Source organism: Sphingomonas agri (assembly GCF_038148795.1).
Taxonomy (GTDB): domain Bacteria; phylum Pseudomonadota; class Alphaproteobacteria; order Sphingomonadales; family Sphingomonadaceae; genus Sphingomicrobium; species Sphingomicrobium agri.
In genome coordinates this window covers 889,495-907,503 of the sequence record NZ_JBAPEU010000001.1, presented here as the reverse complement: position 1 = coordinate 907,503, position 18,009 = coordinate 889,495, and the positions used below count along the sequence as shown (strand labels likewise).

The 18,009-nt window shown below is 62.7% G+C and carries 16 protein-coding genes; 10 read left to right on the top strand and 6 right to left on the bottom strand.

Annotated features, from left to right (window positions below; translation table 11 throughout):
- The first annotated feature begins 8 nt into the window (after positions 1-8).
- Positions 9-3,095, top strand: a complete 3,087-nt coding sequence (locus V8192_RS04485) for a CHAT domain-containing protein (protein WP_341631846.1) — start codon at positions 9-11, stop codon at positions 3,093-3,095.
- 9 nt (positions 3,096-3,104) lie between these two features.
- Here the strand turns inward: V8192_RS04485 and V8192_RS04480 are convergent, their stop codons facing one another.
- Complete coding sequence (locus tag V8192_RS04480; RefSeq protein WP_341631845.1) at positions 3,105-3,365, bottom strand: hypothetical protein; 261 nt, start codon at positions 3,363-3,365, stop codon at positions 3,105-3,107.
- Positions 3,366-3,635: 270 nt separating this feature from the next.
- Here V8192_RS04480 and V8192_RS04475 point away from each other — a divergent pair, with 270 nt between their 5' ends.
- Genes V8192_RS04475 through V8192_RS04465 form a run of 3 tightly spaced genes read left to right on the top strand, consistent with a single transcriptional unit; the run spans position 3,636 to position 9,402 of the window.
- Complete coding sequence (locus tag V8192_RS04475; RefSeq protein WP_341631844.1) at positions 3,636-5,165, top strand: hypothetical protein; 1,530 nt, start codon at positions 3,636-3,638, stop codon at positions 5,163-5,165.
- 18 nt (positions 5,166-5,183) lie between these two features.
- Positions 5,184-8,345: a WD40 repeat domain-containing protein gene (locus V8192_RS04470; protein WP_341631843.1), complete on the top strand. Its 3,162-nt coding sequence runs from the start codon at positions 5,184-5,186 to the stop codon at positions 8,343-8,345.
- Positions 8,346-8,349: 4 nt separating this feature from the next.
- On the top strand, positions 8,350-9,402 hold the full coding sequence (locus V8192_RS04465; RefSeq protein ID WP_341631842.1) for a PrsW family glutamic-type intramembrane protease: 1,053 nt from the start codon (positions 8,350-8,352) through the stop codon (positions 9,400-9,402).
- Positions 9,403-9,405: 3 nt separating this feature from the next.
- Here the strand turns inward: V8192_RS04465 and V8192_RS04460 are convergent, their stop codons facing one another.
- Positions 9,406-9,654, bottom strand: a complete 249-nt coding sequence (locus tag V8192_RS04460; protein WP_341631841.1) for a hypothetical protein — start codon at positions 9,652-9,654, stop codon at positions 9,406-9,408.
- Positions 9,655-9,926: 272 nt separating this feature from the next.
- Here V8192_RS04460 and V8192_RS04455 point away from each other — a divergent pair, with 272 nt between their 5' ends.
- The 4 genes from V8192_RS04455 to V8192_RS04440 all read left to right on the top strand — a co-directional run bounded on the left by V8192_RS04455 (position 9,927) and on the right by V8192_RS04440 (position 12,945).
- Entirely contained in the window at positions 9,927-10,355 is a 429-nt protein-coding gene (locus tag V8192_RS04455; protein WP_341631840.1) for a PilZ domain-containing protein, read from the top strand.
- A 123-nt stretch (positions 10,356-10,478) separates the two neighbouring features.
- Complete coding sequence (locus V8192_RS04450; protein ID WP_341631839.1) at positions 10,479-10,973, top strand: Pycsar system effector family protein; 495 nt, start codon at positions 10,479-10,481, stop codon at positions 10,971-10,973.
- 174 nt (positions 10,974-11,147) lie between these two features.
- Positions 11,148-12,158, top strand: coding sequence for a GTP 3',8-cyclase MoaA (moaA, locus tag V8192_RS04445; RefSeq protein WP_341631838.1), 1,011 nt, complete (start codon positions 11,148-11,150; stop codon positions 12,156-12,158).
- A gap of 46 nt (positions 12,159-12,204) precedes the next feature.
- Complete coding sequence (locus tag V8192_RS04440) at positions 12,205-12,945, top strand: sulfite exporter TauE/SafE family protein (RefSeq protein WP_341631837.1); 741 nt, start codon at positions 12,205-12,207, stop codon at positions 12,943-12,945.
- 51 nt (positions 12,946-12,996) lie between these two features.
- Here V8192_RS04440 and V8192_RS04435 read toward each other — a convergent pair whose 3' ends face one another.
- The 4 genes from V8192_RS04435 to V8192_RS04420 form a co-directional block, all read right to left on the bottom strand.
- On the bottom strand, positions 12,997-14,184 hold the full coding sequence (locus tag V8192_RS04435; protein ID WP_341631836.1) for a molybdopterin molybdotransferase MoeA: 1,188 nt from the start codon (positions 14,182-14,184) through the stop codon (positions 12,997-12,999).
- Positions 14,181-14,657 carry a cyclic pyranopterin monophosphate synthase MoaC gene (gene moaC / locus V8192_RS04430; protein ID WP_341631835.1) on the bottom strand — a complete coding sequence of 159 codons (477 nt, stop codon included), beginning with the start codon at positions 14,655-14,657 and terminating at the stop codon, positions 14,181-14,183. The genes V8192_RS04435 and moaC overlap by 4 nt, the downstream gene beginning before the upstream one ends.
- Positions 14,654-15,190 (bottom strand): molybdenum cofactor biosynthesis protein B, encoded by a 537-nt coding sequence (moaB, locus tag V8192_RS04425; RefSeq protein ID WP_341631834.1) that lies wholly within the window; start codon positions 15,188-15,190, stop codon positions 14,654-14,656. The genes moaC and moaB overlap by 4 nt, the downstream gene beginning before the upstream one ends.
- A gap of 112 nt (positions 15,191-15,302) precedes the next feature.
- On the bottom strand, positions 15,303-16,295 hold the full coding sequence (locus tag V8192_RS04420) for a YncE family protein (protein WP_341631833.1): 993 nt from the start codon (positions 16,293-16,295) through the stop codon (positions 15,303-15,305).
- Between the two features lie 306 nt (positions 16,296-16,601).
- Here V8192_RS04420 and infA point away from each other — a divergent pair, with 306 nt between their 5' ends.
- The gene (gene infA, locus V8192_RS04415) at positions 16,602-16,865 is read left to right on the top strand and encodes a translation initiation factor IF-1 (protein ID WP_341631832.1); all 264 of its coding nucleotides are present in this window, start codon (positions 16,602-16,604) and stop codon (positions 16,863-16,865) included.
- A gap of 71 nt (positions 16,866-16,936) precedes the next feature.
- Positions 16,937-17,998, top strand: a complete 1,062-nt coding sequence (locus V8192_RS04410; protein WP_341631831.1) for a fatty acid desaturase family protein — start codon at positions 16,937-16,939, stop codon at positions 17,996-17,998.
- Positions 17,999-18,009 lie beyond the last annotated feature (11 nt).

The window sequence follows — 18,009 nt, the reverse complement described above, 5'->3', positions numbered from 1 at the left end:
AAGTTCTGATGGGCAGGACAGCATTTGCGATTGCAGGAACCATCGCTCTCGCAGCCGCCAACACGGCCTCGTCCTGGGCTGCAACGCCGCTCAGTGTCCGTGACAGCTGGAGAATAGGAACCAGCGGGACAAGCTTCTGTTCGGCGCAGAGCCTCACCAGCGACAAGGCGCTGACCGGCATGTTCGACGCCGGTTACGCGATTACCTGCAGGGACGCGGCGCTCCCCGTCGGCAAGCTCTACAAGCTGAAGGAATCGGCGACCGCCGCCGCGCGCATCGCTGCCGACAGGGCAGACCGCGCGATCTGTGAGCCGGCTCATCGGGGTACGGTGACGGGTCTTGGAACCGTCGATATCATCGATTGCAAGCTCAGGGACGCGAACGTCACCTATCGCGGATATGAGCTTCGCCGGGGCACCCTTCGTTACGCAGCGGCCGGCCTTGCGGGCTACGACAGCGCCTTGCAGCTTGGCCTTCGAGGCCTCGTTGCCGACCAGCCCGTCAGCGGCGAAATCTCGATCGCGACCACCGGAGTGGGCGATCCCGCGGCCTTTGCCCGTGTGCAGGCAGGAACTCTCGCGCCCGACAAGGCGCTCGCGGAAGCCTATCGGCGCAACAATGCCGGAAGCTATGCGGAGGCCGCCGAATTCTTTGCTGCCGCAAGCAGCAACTCTGGGGATGCGCCGCTCAACCGTTCCGAGGCGCTGGTCAACGAAGCGCTCCAGAAATCAAACCTCGGACGCTTTGCCGAAGCCGATTCGCTGTTCGCCCGTGCCGCCGAAACGGTCGGGTCGGACCCGATCGTTGCCCGCCGGCTGCGCAACTACCGCGCGATCCACGACCTCAACCAGGGCGATCCCAAGGCGGCCCTCGCCGAGCTCGAGAAACCCCTTCCAAAGGCCGTCGTCGACAATGAGACGAGCGATGTCGGCAAGCTCGAAATCGATACTGCAATGGCCCGCCGTCTCAACGCCGACGCCCGTATCGGACAACAGCTCGGCAACCAGTCCGACGAGCTTCTGCCCGCGGAAAAGGCGGCGATCCTCGACAGTCAGGCACTGCAGCTTCGTGGCACTTCGCTGCGTCTGACCGGCGATCGCGCTGGGGCTCGCATTGCGCTTAACCGCGCCGATCAGCAGCTGATGTCGATCCGGGGCGGCAAGGTCGCCTCGATCCTCTGGATGCGTGCCCAGATCTTCGGCGACCTCGCCGCGATTTCCGAAGAGACCGGCGACCGGGACGAAGCTGACAGGCTGTACCGGCAGGCGGTAAGCCTCATGGAAACGAACTACCCGGGATCGGCCGTGCTGCTGAACGCGAAGGCACGGTTTGCCGGATATCTTGCACGCACCGGCCAGCTTGCCACCGCCGAGGCGATGTTCAGCAACATCGTCCACTCGCAGCCAGACACCAGCAACCTTCCGCCGAGCTTTGCCAATGTGTTGCGGCCTTATGTCGACCTGCTTCTCCGGAAGGGCGAAGATCCAAAGGCCGAGGCCGAGATTTTCGCAGCGACCCAGCTCATGGTCCGGCCGGGCCTTGCACAGACCCAGGCCGTCCTTGCCCGCGAGCTCACCGGGGGCACCGACGAAGCCTCGCGCCTGTTTCGCCAGTCGGTGACGCTGACCCGCCAGGTCGAGCGCGCCCGGATTGAGCTCGCACGGCTCCAGGACCTGCCCAAGCCGACGCCCCAGGAGGCGGTCAGGGCGCGCGTTCTTCGAGCCTCGCTGGACAGCTCGCAGAAGGAACAGCTGACGACGCAGGCCGCGTTGTCCGGCTTCCCGCGCTACCGCGCCGTTTCCAGCGACACGATCTCGCTTCCTGATCTCCAGAAGATCCTTCGCCCAGGAGAAGCCTATTATCGGATGACGATCGTTGGCGATCACGTTTACGCGATGCTGATCACGCCCACTTCGGCGCATGCCGTGAAGCTCGCTGCAAACTCCAAACAGCTCAATGAGCAGGTCGATGCGCTGCGCGACACCATCTCCAAGGTCGAGAACGGCCAGCGCACGACCTATCCCTTCGACGTCGCCTTGTCGCACCAGCTCTATGCCGAGCTGTTCGCGCCGTTCGACGCAGCGCTCCTTTCGTCAAAGCATCTGATTTTCGAGCCCGATGGCCCAATGCTGCGGCTCCCGGTGAGCCTCCTCGTCACGGATCGGGCCTCTGTGGATGCCTATCAGCAACGGGCCAAGGCGGGCGAACAGGCGGCCTACGACTTCAGGGGCATTGCCTGGCTCGGGCGCGACCGCGACATCAGTACGGCAGTGAGCCCCCGCTCGTTCGCTCAACTTCGAAGCGCGCCGCCCTCGGCGGGCCGCAAGGAATATCTTGGCCTTGGCGAGAACACCCCACCGGGCGCCGGGACCGAAGCCGTGATCCCGGCCGCGGCCGATCGTGATTGCCTGCTCCCGCTTTCGTCCTGGAGCCATCCGATTTCGGCGCGTGAGCTCGAGGTCGCCGGCGCGATCCTGCGAAAGTTCGATCCCACCGGCGTGGACATCGTGACCAAGGACAATTTCACGGACACCGGTCTCGAGAGCCGGAGCGACCTTGCCCAATACCGGATCCTTCATTTCGCCACCCACGGGGTCGTCACTGCCCGCGCGGCCAAGTGCGCAGCGCAGCCTGCATTGCTGACGAGTTTCGGTGGCAGCGGGTCGGACGGGCTTCTCACTTTCCGCGAGATCTTCGACCTCCACCTTGATGCGGACCTCGTGATCCTCTCGGCCTGCGATACTGCCGGCAAGGCCACCGCAGCGGCGACCCAGCAGGCGGGCGTCTCAGGCGGGGGCGACGTCGCACTCGACGGACTGGTTCGCGCATTCGTGGGCGCCGGTGGACGTCTGGTCATCGCCAGTCACTGGCCGGTCCCTGATGACTATAATGCGACCGAACGACTGATCACGGGCCTTTTCTCCGCTGCGCCCGGGACACCCACCGTTACTGCGCTGCGCTTGTCGCAGCGGCAGCTGATGGATGATGCGAACACCTCCCATCCATTTTACTGGGCGGCCTTTGCAGCGGTCGGCGACGGAGACATCCCGGTGATCCGAGCGGTGAAGCCGCAGATCGCCCAGGCGGCGAAATAGCCTTTGGGTCTACTGCTCGGGCGTGTCGTCGCCCGGCTGCGGATCGCCGCAGCGACAGTGAGTAATCCGGGGCGCGGGCCGCTTGGGCTCGGCCGAAGGCTGCGCGAGCGCCGGATTTCCAGGATGAGCGGTATCGGCTGATGCGAGGACGACGTCGGCATGCTTGACGGCCGCCGGCGCAGTCTTGGGCACGTCGCGTCTGGCAGGCTGTCCCAACGCAGAGCTTGCAATCATGCTCACACCAGCAAGCAAAGTCATGTGCAGGCGCATGGCTTTCTCCCTCAACTCGGGAGAGGATTAGGAAAACATCCTTTCCATCACCTTTCGCTAAATGGTTAAAACCATTGCAGGAATCGGGCATCGCCGTCTTCGTGCCCGAAAAAACATTCGGTTTTTCAATGATATAACAGCTCACCTGAAATTGTGTCCGGCTGCTGACACTCGTTGACTTTCCGTTAACGAATGGGCACATTGGCCTCCTTGACTCTGTCAAGGGGGCAATCAATGGCAACGACGGTTTCTACTCAACACAGTCGCAGGATGATTCTGACCAGCGCCGCGATCCTCGCGGTCGGACTGGGTGCTTATGGTCTCGGGCGCGTCTACCCGCCGCTCGGACCCAGTTCAGGGACGATCGCACCGGCGGAGCGTTATGTTTCCAGCCAGGTCAGCGACAAGGATGTGACGCTCGGAGACACCTCGGTGCCCGAGCTCATGCAGACCGACGCGTTCGAGCTGATGGTGCACGATCCCAATTTCCGCGCGCTCGCCGCCAGTCCCGGCTTCAAGGCCCTCGCGGGCCAGCCGCAGGTGATGGCCGCAATCATGGCCAACCCCAAGGCGTGGAGCGGGCTTGCAGGCAATCCCCAGGCTTTCGACGGCCTAATCAAGGCTGCTCAGAGCGCATCGTCCTGGGCGCCCAAGTCGCATGAGGCGAACGCGGCCATCATGGGAACGATCTCGGGCCACTCCGCGGCGATGAAGGCACTCGCCTCGCAGCCTGAAGTGCTCGCCTCGATCAGCAGGAATGCAACGGCATTCGCCAATTTCGCGAACAACGCAAATTCGTTCCAGAATGCCGCTCTCAAAGCGGCGAGCGATGCTCGCATGGCAAGCAGCGCGGCAGCCTTTGGGAGGCTTGCAAGCGACAATGCCGCGATGAAGGCGATCAATGCCGATCCTTCGGTGTTCAGCTCGCTCGCAGCCAATGCCGGGGCCTTCAAGGGCCTGTCGGGCCAACCGCAGTCGCTCGCCGGTCTGGTCAACAGCGCTGCAGCTGCGGCCGAAGAGCTCCAGTCGGCAGGGCTGTCCAACGCTGCAATCGCTGGGCTTGCGGGTAATCCGTCGGCTTTCGCGCTACTTGCGGGCCAACCCAAGGCGTTGCAGGCGATTGCGGGCCACTCGGCCGCATTCGCCGCGCTCGCAGGTCATCCGCAGGCGTTCTCGGCAATCCTTTCCAAGGGATCGGCCTTCAGCAGCTTCGCCAATAATGCGAACGCGTTCAGGGACGCGGCTTCCAAGGCTACGGATGATGCGCGCATGGCAAGCAGCGCGGTTGCCTTCAAGCAGCTTGCTGCAGACAATGCCGCGATGAAGGCCATTTCTGCCGATCCGCGGGTCTTCTCCGCCATCGGCAGCAATTCGCTCGCCTTCGCGGGCCTTGCCAACAGCGCCCACCTCATGGGGCCGCAATTGATGTCGGCCATCGGCAACAGCGCGTCGGCGTTCGGCAATCTTGCCAGTAATGCCGGCCAGCTGAGCGCTGCGTCGAAGGCGCTCCAGGCGTTCGACGCGCAGTCGGTGATGGCTTCGGCGGCGGCAGCGGGCCAGCTGAACGCTGGGGTTTCGCAGGCCATCCAGGCCAACCCGCAGGCGTTCTCGGCGATGCTCGGCAACCCGCAGGCCTTCTCGGCCGTCAGCAGGAACTCGGCGGCAATGGCAACGCTCGCTGCAAATCCGAAGGCGTTGCAAGCACTATCGGCGCAACCCAATGTCGCGGCGCTGATGGCCAATCCGAGCTTCTCCGCGGCGCTCAACCAGGCTGGGGTGTCTCAGTCCCATAGCGACTGACGCACAGCCGGGGGGTCGATGGGGGTCGAGCGTATCAACGGGCGTCGTCTTGCATCCTGTACGGCGGCGCTCGCCCTGTTTGCGTCCGCGACTTCGGCCTCAGGGCAGTCCGCGACGAAGCAGCCGCCACCCCCGCCGCCCGCCGATACGACCACTGTCGTCGAAAAGCCTGACGTCGTACCCCCGCAGCCGGAGGGAACGCCGCCTAGCGAGCCGGTAACGCCCTCGCCCATCAAGCCCAATGCGCCGGCGCCCGCCAAGCCAAAGGAGCCTGAGGAAAAGGGCCCGGCCCATGTCCCGCAGGACGCGTCCGGATTTCACCTATCTGCGCTTGAAACGAGGGATCTCACCCTCCTCTACATCGATCCCATCCAGACATATCTCACGCCCTACATTGCGCGGGCCTACGAGAATTCGGCGGCCTTCCACGAAAGGAACCTGCGCTGGAAGCCATGGGAGCCGACGACCATCCTGCTCAAGGACTTTGCCGATTATGGCAATGCCGCGGCGCTCGGCTCACCAAGCAACATGGTGCTGCTCGACGTTGCGCCCCTCTCGCTATCGATGGAGACCTTCTCGCCGGGCGAGCGCTTCTTCACGCTGATGAACCACGAGCTGACGCACGTCGGCACGATCGACGTCTGGAACAGCAAGGACGCGTTCTGGCGCCACTTCCTCGGCGGTAAGCCCGTACCGCTTCAGAAGCACCCGGAATCAATCCTCTACAACTTCCTAACCAGCCCCAGAAACCTCACGCCCCGCTACTATATGGAGGGCAGCGCCGTCTTCATGGAAACCTGGATGGCGGGGGGTCTTGGCCGTGCGCAAGGCGGTTATGACGAGATGGTCTTCCGCGCCAAGGTTCACGACAACAAGCGCTTCTTCTCGCCGCTCGGTCTTGAGAGCGAGGGCACGCAGATCGATTTCCAGGTAGGCGCCAATTCCTATCTCTACGGCACCCGCTTCTTCTCTTACCTCGCGCTCACCTATGGCGTCGAAAAGACGATGGACTGGCTGCGTCGGTCCGAGGATTCCAAGGGTTTCTATTCGAGCCAGTTTCACCATGTTTTCGGCCGCTCGCTCAACTCAATTTGGGCCGACTGGATCACCTTCGAGCACAAGTTCCAAGAACAGAATCTCGCTGCCCTCGCGCAATATCCGCTGACCGAGCCCAGGCACCTCAGTCCCAAAGGCCTTGGATCGATGTCCCGGGGCTTCGTCGACGAGAAAACCAACAGCCTCATCGCCGCCTTCCGCTGGCCGGGGCGCATCGGGTTTCTCGGGCGAATGGATCTTGCAACCGGCAAGGTGACGCCGCTCACCGATCTCGATGGGATGATGCTCTACAAGGTGACCAGTCTCGCCTTCGACCCGGCAAGCCGGACGGCCTTTTATACCAACCAGAACTACGCCTACCGCGACATCAACGCGATCAATGTCGATACAGGCAGGAAGCGCCGCCTTCTGACGGATGCAAGGATCGGCGATCTCGCATTCGATCCTGTCGACAAGAGCCTCTGGGGCATCCGCCACCAGAACGGCTTCGTTACCATGGTGCGGATCCCGCCGCCCTATACAAGCTTCAATCAGGTCAAGACCTTCCGCTACGGCGAGATCGTCTTCGACCTCGACATCTCACCGGACGGCCAGCTCATTTCGGCATCCTACGGAGGCGTCGATGGAAAGCAGTCGGTCCGGGTATGGCGAATGTCGGACCTTGAGGGAGGCGATGCGGACCAGCCCGTCGCGACGCTCTCGCTTCCGCCCTCGGTGCCGGAGAATTTCACCTTCACGCCCGATGGCAAATCACTGCTGGGAAATTCCTACTATACCGGCGTCTCGAACGTCTTCCGCCTCGATGTCGCGACCGGCAAACATGACGTCCTCACCAATGCCGCGACGGGGTTCTTCCGGCCGCAGCTGCGGCCCGACGGCAGCCTCCTTGTCTATGACTATACGGGCGACGGCTTTAATCCCTCGATCATCCAGCCGCAGGTCCGCGAGGATCTTGCAAGCGTCCGCTTCCTTGGCAACGAAGTGGTCAAGGCCAATCCGGTGCTCAAGACCTGGGGCGTTGGATCACCCGCCAGGATCCCGCTGGACGAGCTCGTCACCAACCGCGGCACCTATGATCCTTTCGACCGGATGCGCATCGATGCCCATTATCCGATCATCTCCGGATACGACCGAAAGCCCGCTTTCGGTTATTTCCTCCACGTCGCCGATCCGCTGCAATTCCGCCAGTTCAGTGCCGAGGCTGCGATCTCGCCCTATCACGTCCATGGCGGCCAGCGTCTTCATCTCAACCTCGAATATCAGACGCCGAACTGGAAACTGACCTACTGGCACAATCTTGCCGATTTCTACGATCTGTTCGGACCGGTGCTTCGAAGCCGAAAGGGCGATGCCTTTATCGTCGATTATACCAAGCCCCTCATCTACGACCCCCCGCGCCAGCTCGACCTGTTCGGCTCGGCCGCAGCATATTTCGGGCTCAACCAGCTGCCGGGCGCCCAGAATATCCCGAGCCCCAAGGAAATCCGCTCGGGCGAGGTCGGTCTTCGCTACACCAACACCACCAAGGCGCTGGGCGGCGTGGACCATGAAAAAGGGGTCCAGGCGCGCATCGCCGTCGGGGCCGACCAGGCGCAGGGCCACGCCTTCCCGAAAATCTACGGCGGCGTCGATTACGGCCTGCCGCTTCCTTTCTCCAACGGCTCGGTGTGGCTCTACGCCCATGCCGGGATGGTGGGCGGCGAACGGTCGAGCCCGCTTGCAGCCTTCTACTTCGGCTCGTTCCGCAACAATTACGTCGATAACCGCCCGGAGAAGCGATACCGGGAAATGGAGAGCTTTCCCGGCTTTGGAATCGACGAGATCGAGGCCAGGCGCTTTGCCAGGCTGACCGGAGAGGTCAACCTGCCGCCCGTCCGGTTTGCCGAGGTTGGCACCCCCGCTTTCTATCTAAGCTACATTCGCCCGGCATTCTTCGCGGGGGCAATGGCGACCGAGGCTCCGGACCGGAGCAGTCACCGCTATTATGATATGGGAGCGCAGCTCGATCTGAATTTCACGATTGCGCTTCGCCTTCCAATGGTCTTCTCTGTCGGAGCGGCCGGAGGGTGGGCCGACGGGCACTATCGAAAGACCGAATGGCTCGCTTCCTTGAAGATCATGTAGCACCATGCTGTTCCTGTTGACCGAGGCCGCGCATTGGGGCCTCGCCCTTCTTCCGGTACTCGCCCTGCTGGCGGTGTTCATCTGGCTCGACGCATTCGAGCTGATGAACTTCAAGGAGATTACCGTCCTGCTTTTGGCTGGTGCAGTCGGAGCCGTCCTCGCGTGGCCCGTCGCCGGCCGTTTCCTCGACACGCTCCCGATCGGCTATTCCAATTACAGCCGTTTCGTCGCGCCCTGGATCGAGGAAGCGATAAAGGCGGCTAGCATCATCATCCTCTTTCGAATGAACCGCATCGGCTACAAGCTCGACGCGGTCATCTCGGGTTTCGCGATTGGCGCGGGCTTCTCGGTCGTCGAAAACATGATCTATCTCGTTCGCTTTCCGGATTACGGCACCGGCACCTGGCTGGTGCGCGGCTTCGGCACGGCGATCATGCACGGAACGACGCTTGCCGTGCTCGCTGCAATTGCTCACGAGTTTGCGGAGCGCGAAACCCGAGAAGCGGCGGGCGATTTTGATTTCAGTCTGATGTGGTTCGTTCCTGGCTTCGGCGTCGCCGTCGCCTTGCACACGGCCTTCAACCAGTTCCCCGACCGTCCGCTGATCGCCATGGTCGCGGCGGCGATCGTCGGCCCAATCGCGCTCATCGGAGTCCTCCATATGGGAAGCGCGGAAGCGCAGCGCTGGCTTGCAGCCGAGTGCGCCGAGCATCGCGACCAGGTAGAAGCGCTTCGTGCCGGACGCTGGCCGCCGGGTCCTTCGGGCAAGAAGATCGCAGCGCTCACAGAGCGCGTCGATCCTGAATCGGCTCGCCGGATTCGCCGCTACTGGGAGCTTCAGGCCTGGCTTGTCGCCGAGGCGGAAGAGACAATGATTGAAGAAGCCGAAGGTGACGCCGAATATGACGCGGGACAGGTTCGCGCCGCCTTCGAGGAACTTGAAGGACTTCGCCGTGCGCTTGGGCGGAGCACCTTCGCGGCGCTCTCCGCCATGCTGCCCTTCAGCCGCAATGATCTTTGGGAAGTTTCAGAACTGCGCCAGCGGATTCACCGCTGATAGTCACCGACGATAGGGTATGAACTCGCCGAGCACGCAGGTCGGACCCGGAATGTGCGATGTCCGGTCGAACGAGCGCACGAGGTCTCCCTTGCAATAATAAGAGCCGGTCGGTTCGGTGACGAGCACGTCGTCGTTGTCGAAGGCGCATTGTCCAAGCCGGTTGGCCCAGACCGTCGCGCCGCTGTCATAGATGAGGGTGTGGCGATCGGCGTCCGACGGACGAAGGGAATTTGCAGGGCTTAGGGACACGCACCGCTCAGGGCGTCCTGGAGTCCGTCCCGCAAGCTCACTTGCCGCCATCGCGCGCTCGCCCCGCGGCGGGGCAGCACAGGACGCGAGCAGCAGAGCCATCGAGACTATCCAAGCACGCATTCCGACTTGTTACTCCAATAGCCCTCCGGGGCCAACGGCCTGTCCGTTCTGGGGCACGCACGAGCCGTTCAGGCTGCTCGCGGAGGCCCAACAGTTACCCTTTCTTAACCATCTGCCGCGCACTCCGGATGCAATCCCCCGAATTTGCTATGACCATGCTTGCCTATTTCACGGAAATCCCACCCAAGAGCGACCGCCGTCGCTCGCCGCGTCGCTCGCTTCGCCTCGGCGGCGGTGAGGGCAGCGACCTCGTGACGATCCATGACCTGTCGCTAACGGGTGCCCTGCTCGAGACTTCGGTCCCGATGCTGGTCGGCGCGATGATCGAGGTCGAGCTTCCGCAAGCGGGCCGGATCGAGGCTGAAATCGTCTGGAGCAGCGGCGAATATTATGGCTGCCAGTTCTGCCTGCCGGTTTCACCCGCGGCTCTGAGCGCCGCCCAGCTTCAGAGCACGCCGGTTGACGCGTCGCGGGACGTGCCATCCGATCCCCTGGCCGAGCTTAAAGAGCTGAACCTCGAGGTCGAGCGGCTCGCACTCAAAATGGAGAGCGCGATCCAGAGGCTCAACCGGAGGTAGCCTCGCGCGTCTTGCGCACGCTCTTTCGCAGGGGCCCTCGTTTTTGACTTGCAAAGGCTAGTGTCTCACAATCCTCATTGCCGCTGAGCGTGGCTGTCAGCATCTGCGGGACTGGGGGAAACCATGACGCAACGAGCACCAAGCCCAGTCTCGCTCGAAGCGGCCGAACGGCAGTTCGACCGGATCCAGGCTTTCTTCCCGCGGATCGATTCCAAGGTCTCGTCGATTTTTGCGATCGCGTCGGGCGAAATGGCCGTCGCCTCGTTCATCTCGCTCAAGAATCTCCATCGATGGTGGATGCTCGCCCCTGGCTTCCTCTTTCTCGGGGCAGTCGGCTGGACGGTCTACAACCTGTATCGCTGCACATTCCCGACGCTGAAGCGAAGTCCCGACTCTCTCATCTATTTCAACGAGATCATCGACCTTGACCGCGAAGTGTTCGTGAAGCGATTCACGAGCGCGAGCGAAGAGGAATTGAAGTGCGACTTTGCCCGGCAAACCTGGCAGACATCGTGCATCGCGGCAAAGAAGTTCGCCTATCTGAAGCAAGCGACAATGGCCGCCATGCTCTCGCTGATCCCCTGGGCTGCACTGCTGATTGCCTCGACGTTCGACTGAACGACGAACGTGGCGTGCCCGACGCCTCGGCCTCCTCCGCAATCCCGGCGAGGCGGACGAACGGCGGCGAACAGCGCCATCGCTTCATCGCCTCCCATCGAATGCGCGTTTGAGGACATCGGGGCCGTCCTGTAAGCAACGTGACTGCAAGTCCCGATTGGAGGCTCGACAGGAATGCGCCTGGACGAGGTGGTTGCCACGCCAAGGCCGATGATCGACGGCTTCGGCCGGGTCATCACCTATGTGCGCATGTCGGTCACCGATCGCTGCGATCTTAGATGCCGTTACTGCATGGCTGAGAGGATGACGTTCCTTCCAAGGAAGGACGTCCTCAGCCTCGAGGAAATGGGGCAGCTCGCAGACATCTTCATCGAGCGCGGAGTAAGGTCGATCCGCCTTACCGGCGGTGAGCCCCTGGTGCGCAAGGGGATCGAGCAGCTCGTGGGCAAGCTTGGACAACAGATCGGCCGCGGACTTGATGAGCTGACGATGACGACCAATGGCACGCAGCTCGCCCGGTACGCCTCGATGCTTTTCGACTCTGGAATCCGGCGCATCAATGTGAGCCTCGATAGCCGGGATCCTGTGCGGTTCCGGCACATAACCCGGGGCGGCGAACTCGGGCAGGTGCTTTCCGGCATCGATGCGGCCGCAGCGACGGGTCTTAAGGTGAAGATCAACATGGTCGCGCTGAAGGGGCTGAACGAGGAAGAGATCTCCTCGATGCTCGAGTGGTGCGGGAGGGAGGGGCACGACCTCTCGCTCATCGAAACCATGCCGCTTGGCGAAGTCGAGGACCGGACCGGACTGTACCTGCCGCTTACGAAAGTCCGTTCCCGGCTCGAGCGAGAATTCACGCTCAGGCCCTCGGCTGTGCGCACCGCCGGTCCCGCGCGTTACTACGAAGTCGAGGAACTGGGCCTGCGCCTGGGCCTGATCACCCCGCTCACGCACAATTTCTGCAGTGGCTGCAACCGAATCCGCCTCGCTGCGACCGGAACCGTCTACGGCTGCCTTGGGCATGACCAGAAGGTGGAGCTGCGTGATCTGCTTCGAACCGGAGGCCGGGATGCGGTCATGCAAGCCCTAGAAGAGCTCCTTGCCGGCAAGCCGGAACGGCATCGTTTCAGAATTGGGGCGACGCATCCGGCGGTCGAACGGCACATGAGCCTGACGGGCGGGTAGCGTCCTCACCTTGGGCATTCGGCCGGAACAGCATTAGGCGCGGCCGGTGGACCCGACGACCCTTGTAGTGCTGGCGATCCTGTTCGCATTGGGTGCGGCGCTCTATTCGAGCGTCGGCCATGGCGGCGCTTCGGCCTACATCGCTGCAATGGCGCTCTTTTCGGTGGCGCCCGAGACGATGAAGCCCACGGCGCTCGCGCTCAACCTCCTCGTCGCCGGGTTCGGCGCCTGGCGTTACTGGCGGCGAGGTCTCACGAACTGGAAATTGGTGCTGGCCTTTGCGCTTACGGCAACGCCAGCAGCTTTTATCGGAGGGGGGCTCCATCTTCCGGCCATCTATTACAAGCCGCTGGTCGGCATCCTTCTCTGGGCGGCCGCCGCCAGACTTCTATGGCAACCGACATGGCTTGCGCAGCGGCCGGTTCACGAGCCCTCGCTCCTCGTTACGCTTCCCACTGGCGCCGTCCTGGGCCTCCTTGCGGGAGTGACCGGAACCGGCGGAGGAATCTTTCTTAGTCCCCTCATCATTCTCAACGCCTGGGAGGAGCCGCGCCGGACGTCGGGCATCGTTGCAGCCTTCATCTTTCTGAATTCGGCAGCCGGTCTTGCCGGTAATGCGGCCGCGGTAGGGCATTTGCCGCCTCAGCTGCCGATCTTTCTCGCTTCGGTAATGGCCGGCGCTCTGCTCGGTACATGGCTCGGCGTCGAGCGACTGCCACGGCCTTGGTTACTAAGGATGCTCGGCCTTGTCCTGCTTGTGGCCGGCGCCAAATTACTGTTCACCTGAGGCGGCGGTTCGCAGAGGTTGTGACCGCACCCCGGCCAATCCCGATTGCACTCAGAATTCCAGAACCTGGACCAGTGCGCCCTCCTCGAGCGCTGGCGCACCCGCGGCCTGGCGGACGAGAAGGTCGGCCTGTGCAAGCGTCCGCTGCGCGCCTGAATCCTGGAAGGGCAGGATATCGGCACTCTCGCGGAGCAAACGCGCACGGTGAAAGGTCTCGCGTGAGCCGCAAGGGCCGAGCGGCGATGCTAGCGGGAGCGATCTCCAGGCAAGAGCATGATCGATCGGCCGGCCCGTCATTGCCGCTGCCAGGGGCGCGAGCAGCAGCCGTGCCGTCACCATCGCCGAAGTCGGATTGCCCGGAAGCCCCATCACGAGCGCATTCCTGCTGCGTCCGAGCCACACCGGTTTCCCCGGCTTCATCGCGACGGTCGAGAAGATAAGTTCAAGACCGAGCGGCTCGAACATCCTCCTGGCGAAATCCCTTTCCCCTACCGACGCGCCGCCCGTGACGAGGACGATATCGGACTCGCCAGCAGCAGCCTTGGCGGCGCGCTGCAGTCCGTCGAGATCGTCCGAAAGCCGCTTTCTTGCCGAGACTTCGCAGCCCCACTCGCTCGCCAATACCGCAACGCCTGCCGAGACGCTTTCCGGAACCGCATCGCCGCGCTCGCGGGCGGTGCCCGGTTCGACGAGTTCATCGCCCGTACTGAGGATGGAGAGACGAGGTCTGCGATAGACTTTGAGGTGCGCAAGGTCCGCGGCGCCCGAGGCAACGATTGCCCGAGCATCGAGGAGGCGGCCCGCGGCCAACAGCTCTTCACCCGCTTCAAAGTCGGATCCGCGAACGCGAATGTAGCGGCTCGGGCCTGGAGCCTCCTCGATGATCGCTCGATTGCCATGGGAGCGAACATATTCCTGCATGACGATGCGATCGGCCCCCGCAGGAACGGGCGCCCCGGTGAAGATGCGGACACACGTACCCGGCTCGACCGGGCGACCCGGGGACGAACCGGCAAACGACTTCCCGCGTACCTCGAGCTCGACTGGAAGCACGTTCAAGTCTTCATCGCAGACGGCATAACCGTCCATCGAGGAGACGTTCGAGCGGGGAGCGTCGATCAGGGCGACCACCGGCTCCGCGAGCACCCTGCCGGCCGCTTCGGCCAAAGCGACATCCTCGGTGCCGAGCGGTTCTCCAGCAGAACGGACGAGTTCGACCGCTTCCTCGAAACTGATCATCCCCGGTGCCAGTCGCCTGACTTGCCGCCCGTCTTGCTGGTCACCTCGATACCGCCAATGACCATCGACCGGTCGATCGACTTGAGCATGTCAAACAAGGTCAGGCTCGCCACGGCCACTGCAGTCAGCGCTTCCATCTCGACGCCCGTCACAGCATTTGCCGCAACCTCCGAAAAGACCCGAAAGCCGGGAAGGCGCTCATCCGCTTCGATGCGGACGTCAATCTTCGCGAGAGAAAGAGGATGGCAGAGCGGAACGAGCTCGGCAGTTCGCTTCGCCGCCATGATCCCCGCAATCTCGGCGGTCTCGATGACCGATCCTTTGGGCGCCGTTCCCGAACGGACCTGCTCGAGCGTCGCGGCCTTGCAGGCCAAAAATCCCTCCGCTTTTGCAACGCGCACGGTGACTCTCTTGTCCGAAACATCGACCATGCGGGCGCGGCCGCTTTCGTCGAGATGGGAAAGCCGGCTCATGTGTGGAGATTTTTCAACCGGGGGACCTGACTTGCAAGCGAGCAGGGAAGATAGCGGCTGTCGAGCTCATATTGGAGGATCAAGTCCCACCCGTCGCGGCAGGCGCCGGTGGATCCCGGCAGGCAGAAGACGAATGTCTCGTCGATCTGTCCGGCAAAGGCCCGCGACTGCATCGTGGAAAAGCCGACGGTCCCGAAGCTTGCCTGGTGGAACAGCACTGAAAAGCCGTCCATCTCCCGCCGGAACAGGGGTTTCAGCGCCTCCGGAGTCACGTCTCGCCAAGCAAAGCCCGTTCCTCCGGTCGAGATGATGACGTCGACGTCCTCATCCTCGACCCAGGCTCCAACCTTGGCCCGGATCGCCTCGACATCGTCGCTGACGATCGCCTTGCCGGCTAGCTCGTGCCCGGCGGCGGTCAGCCGGTCCGACAGGAGAGATCCTGATGCATCGGTCTCGTCCGTCCGGCTGTCCGAGACAGTCAGGACCGCAATGCGAAGCGGGTAGAACGTGAGGCTTTGATCAATTCCCGCCACCGCCGAGGCCATCCTTTTCGTCCAGAAGATACAGCGCGTCCGGTCTTCAAAGAAACGCGGCCGCTTCGCAAGCCAATGTGGGCGATTGCTCGAGAAGCCCGCGCCGTCCGGCTCACCGAAAGGAAAATTCCCAGATTGCTGCGGCTGTCTCCCCATTAGGGACCGCCACGAACAGCTTGTTGCCCGCAAGAATGCCCGTTCTCGCGCCCCGCTTCGTGGTGATGTCCACTTTCCGGTGGGGTCCAGCTTCCTCGATGAGTTCAACGCTTCCGCTCCCGCATAGGACAACCAGTTGATTGGCGTGGAAGTAGAGATCGTCAGCATCGCCGCAGGCGCGTGTTGAGAAAATGGTTGCAGCCGAGCTTGCATCCATGACGGACACCCTGCCGGGCATCCGGTACGCGACTGCGATGCGCGAATCGGCGGCGTTGGACGCCATGGGATAGTTGCCAAGCATCAGCCCTGTACCGAGCGTCTCGGCCAACTTCGCCCGATCAAGGTCGCCGATCAGGATCTTGTGGTCACCGGGCACGTTGACGAACACCCGCGGTCCTATCAGCTCAAAGCCCTCCGGATGCGCCGGCAGGTTTATTTGGCGGACGACCCTGTGGCTCGCCGGATCGATGACTGCGAGCGCGCCTGATCCGTAGCCGACGACGAGCTCGCCATTTCGGCTGTCCATTCGAACATTATCGGCATCATCGCCCAGCAAAATTCGAGCGACTTCTGGGCGATCGGGCCACCGGTAGAAGTGTACTGACCCGTCGCCGCACGCCACCGCCAGCTCGTTCTGCCGCGAAAGCCAGGCAACGCCCTGGGGTTCATGGAGATTTGAGAAGCGCGCTGCGACCTTGCCCGATGCAAGATCCACGTCATCGACCGTGCCGTTTCCGATCTCTGCGACGAACAGGTGGTTCGACGTGGGATCCAACGCCAGATGATCGATCCGCCCGCGGACGTCGGGCAGCGCGATGGTTCGGACGAGCTCCAGCGGAGAATGCGGATCGCGGGGGTCAAACGACCGGGCATTGACCGAGCAACTGGTCGCCGCCAGCAACAAGAGGCTGAGCGAAAGAGATCGCCAGGAAACGCGCTGCGCGCCCATTGGAAAATACCGCCGGCCATTGTGGCACTTGGGAGCCCGCTTACAGGACGTGCGCGGTGAGTTCCATCGGCATGGCCCCCCGGGGGCGGAGAGATTTCTGCAAAGATCTGAATGACATTTAGCCGGAGGGACACGGGCCCGCAGTATCCGGCGGCATATCTTTTCGTCGAAGATGAGCCTATCAGGCAAATTGCTATCAGCCGATATCGAGGGTTTCAGGCGCTTCCGCGCGCACTCCATCCTTAACGCCAGCTAGCGACGAGTTGTCCGCTCAAGGGCACCCCGGCGAAGAAGGATGAGACACGCATGGCCAAAGAAGAGCTGCTTACGATCGAAGGTGTTGTCGACGAGATTTTGCCGGACGGTCGGTTCCGGGTGCTGCTCGACAACCAGTGCAAGATCATTGCCTACACGGCCGGCAAGATGCGGCGGTATCGCATTCGATCCATCGTGGGCGATCGCGTGCACGTTGAAATGACTCCCTATGATCTTTCCAAAGGCCGGATCGTCTTTCGTGAAAAGCTCTCCGGACCCTCCGCAGGACCGAGACGAAGAGGGTTTCGACGGTGAGATCAGCACGCGCGCTACTACCCCCGGGCCAGAGGCCGAGCTTCTCTGCGAAGTCTGCGTTCTGGAAGGAGTTGAAGGCAGCCGCAACGGATCATCTCGCCGTTGAGGCGAGCCGGGGACGGCGATCGGTCGGTGACCCGCGCCTGCAGCGGAAGGCCGCGGTGATCGTGCTCTGGTTCGCCCTCTCCTACGGCGCCCTGCTTGTCGCTCCGACATTTGCAGCGGTCATGCTTGCCGCGCTCTCACTTGCGTTCGCCGCCTCGGCCCTGGGCTTTGGAGTTTTCCACGACGCCAATCACGGCACGCTCTTCCAGCGCCCGGCGTCAAACCTCAGGGCAGCACGGTTCTGCTCGGTCCTGCTCGGCCCTTCCCGTCACTTCTGGGTGCACAAACATCAGGGGCTGCATCACCGCCAGCCCAACGTCTTCGGCTGGGACGATGACCTCGAGACGCGCGGGCGCCTTCGCCTCTCGCCGGCCTGCGCGTGGGAACCGCGCTATCGGCGGCAGGAGCTGAAGGCTCTGCTCTATTATGGCCTCAACACGGCCGAATGGCTGTTCTGGAAGGACCTGCGATGCCTCGTTGGCGGTCGCCTGAACAAATGGCATGCAGTTGAACTTGGCAAGCGGGAGCGTGCCGAACTTCTCTTGTCCAAAGGCTCATACGTTCTGCTCTTCGTTCTGCCGCCGTTCTTCCTATTGCCGTTCCTGTGGGCGGCCGCTGCATTCATCCTTTTTCATTTTGTCCTCAGCTGGGTCCTCGCAATCGTCTTTCAGCTTGCACATCTGACGCCTGACATGGAGTTCGACGGCGTTCGCGCTGGAGACGATTGGGCAATGCACCAGCTCCGGACAACTGCGGACTTCGCGACCGGATCGCGCTTCGCTACCTGGTTCACAGGGGGCCTCAACCACCAGGTCGAGCATCATCTCTTCCCGAACGTGGCGCACACCCATTATTCAAAACTGCGGCCAATCGTCTGCGCAATCGCGCAAAGGCACGGCGTTCAGTACCACGATCTTGGCAGCACTTCCTCAGCGTTCGGCCAGCATTTTGCCTTGTTGCAGGCGCTTGGGAAGCCAAGCACCGCGCCGTGCCGGGAGGACGCTACTCACATGTCGCAGGTTCTCTAACAGGCTGCGCC

Bases quoted from the DNA above. Each gene is read 5' to 3' on its own strand.
- V8192_RS04475 (WP_341631844.1), top strand. From the start codon at position 3,636: ATGATTCTGACCAGCGCCGCGATCCTCGCGGTCGGACTGGGTGCTTAT.
- V8192_RS04470 (WP_341631843.1), top strand. From the start codon at position 5,184: ATGGGGGTCGAGCGTATCAACGGGCGTCGTCTTGCATCCTGTACGGCG.
- infA (WP_341631832.1), top strand. From the start codon at position 16,602: ATGGCCAAAGAAGAGCTGCTTACGATCGAAGGTGTTGTCGACGAGATT.
- V8192_RS04480 (WP_341631845.1), bottom strand. From the start codon at position 3,365: ATGCGCCTGCACATGACTTTGCTTGCTGGTGTGAGCATGATTGCAAGC.
- moaC (WP_341631835.1), bottom strand. From the start codon at position 14,657: ATGAGCCGGCTTTCCCATCTCGACGAAAGCGGCCGCGCCCGCATGGTC.
- V8192_RS04465 (WP_341631842.1), top strand. From the start codon at position 8,350: ATGCTGTTCCTGTTGACCGAGGCCGCGCATTGGGGCCTCGCCCTTCTT.
- V8192_RS04420 (WP_341631833.1), bottom strand. From the start codon at position 16,295: ATGGGCGCGCAGCGCGTTTCCTGGCGATCTCTTTCGCTCAGCCTCTTG.
- V8192_RS04435 (WP_341631836.1), bottom strand. From the start codon at position 14,184: ATGATCAGTTTCGAGGAAGCGGTCGAACTCGTCCGTTCTGCTGGAGAA.
- V8192_RS04455 (WP_341631840.1), top strand. From the start codon at position 9,927: ATGACCATGCTTGCCTATTTCACGGAAATCCCACCCAAGAGCGACCGC.
- moaA (WP_341631838.1), top strand. From the start codon at position 11,148: ATGCGCCTGGACGAGGTGGTTGCCACGCCAAGGCCGATGATCGACGGC.
- V8192_RS04485 (WP_341631846.1), top strand. From the start codon at position 9: ATGGGCAGGACAGCATTTGCGATTGCAGGAACCATCGCTCTCGCAGCC.
- V8192_RS04450 (WP_341631839.1), top strand. From the start codon at position 10,479: ATGACGCAACGAGCACCAAGCCCAGTCTCGCTCGAAGCGGCCGAACGG.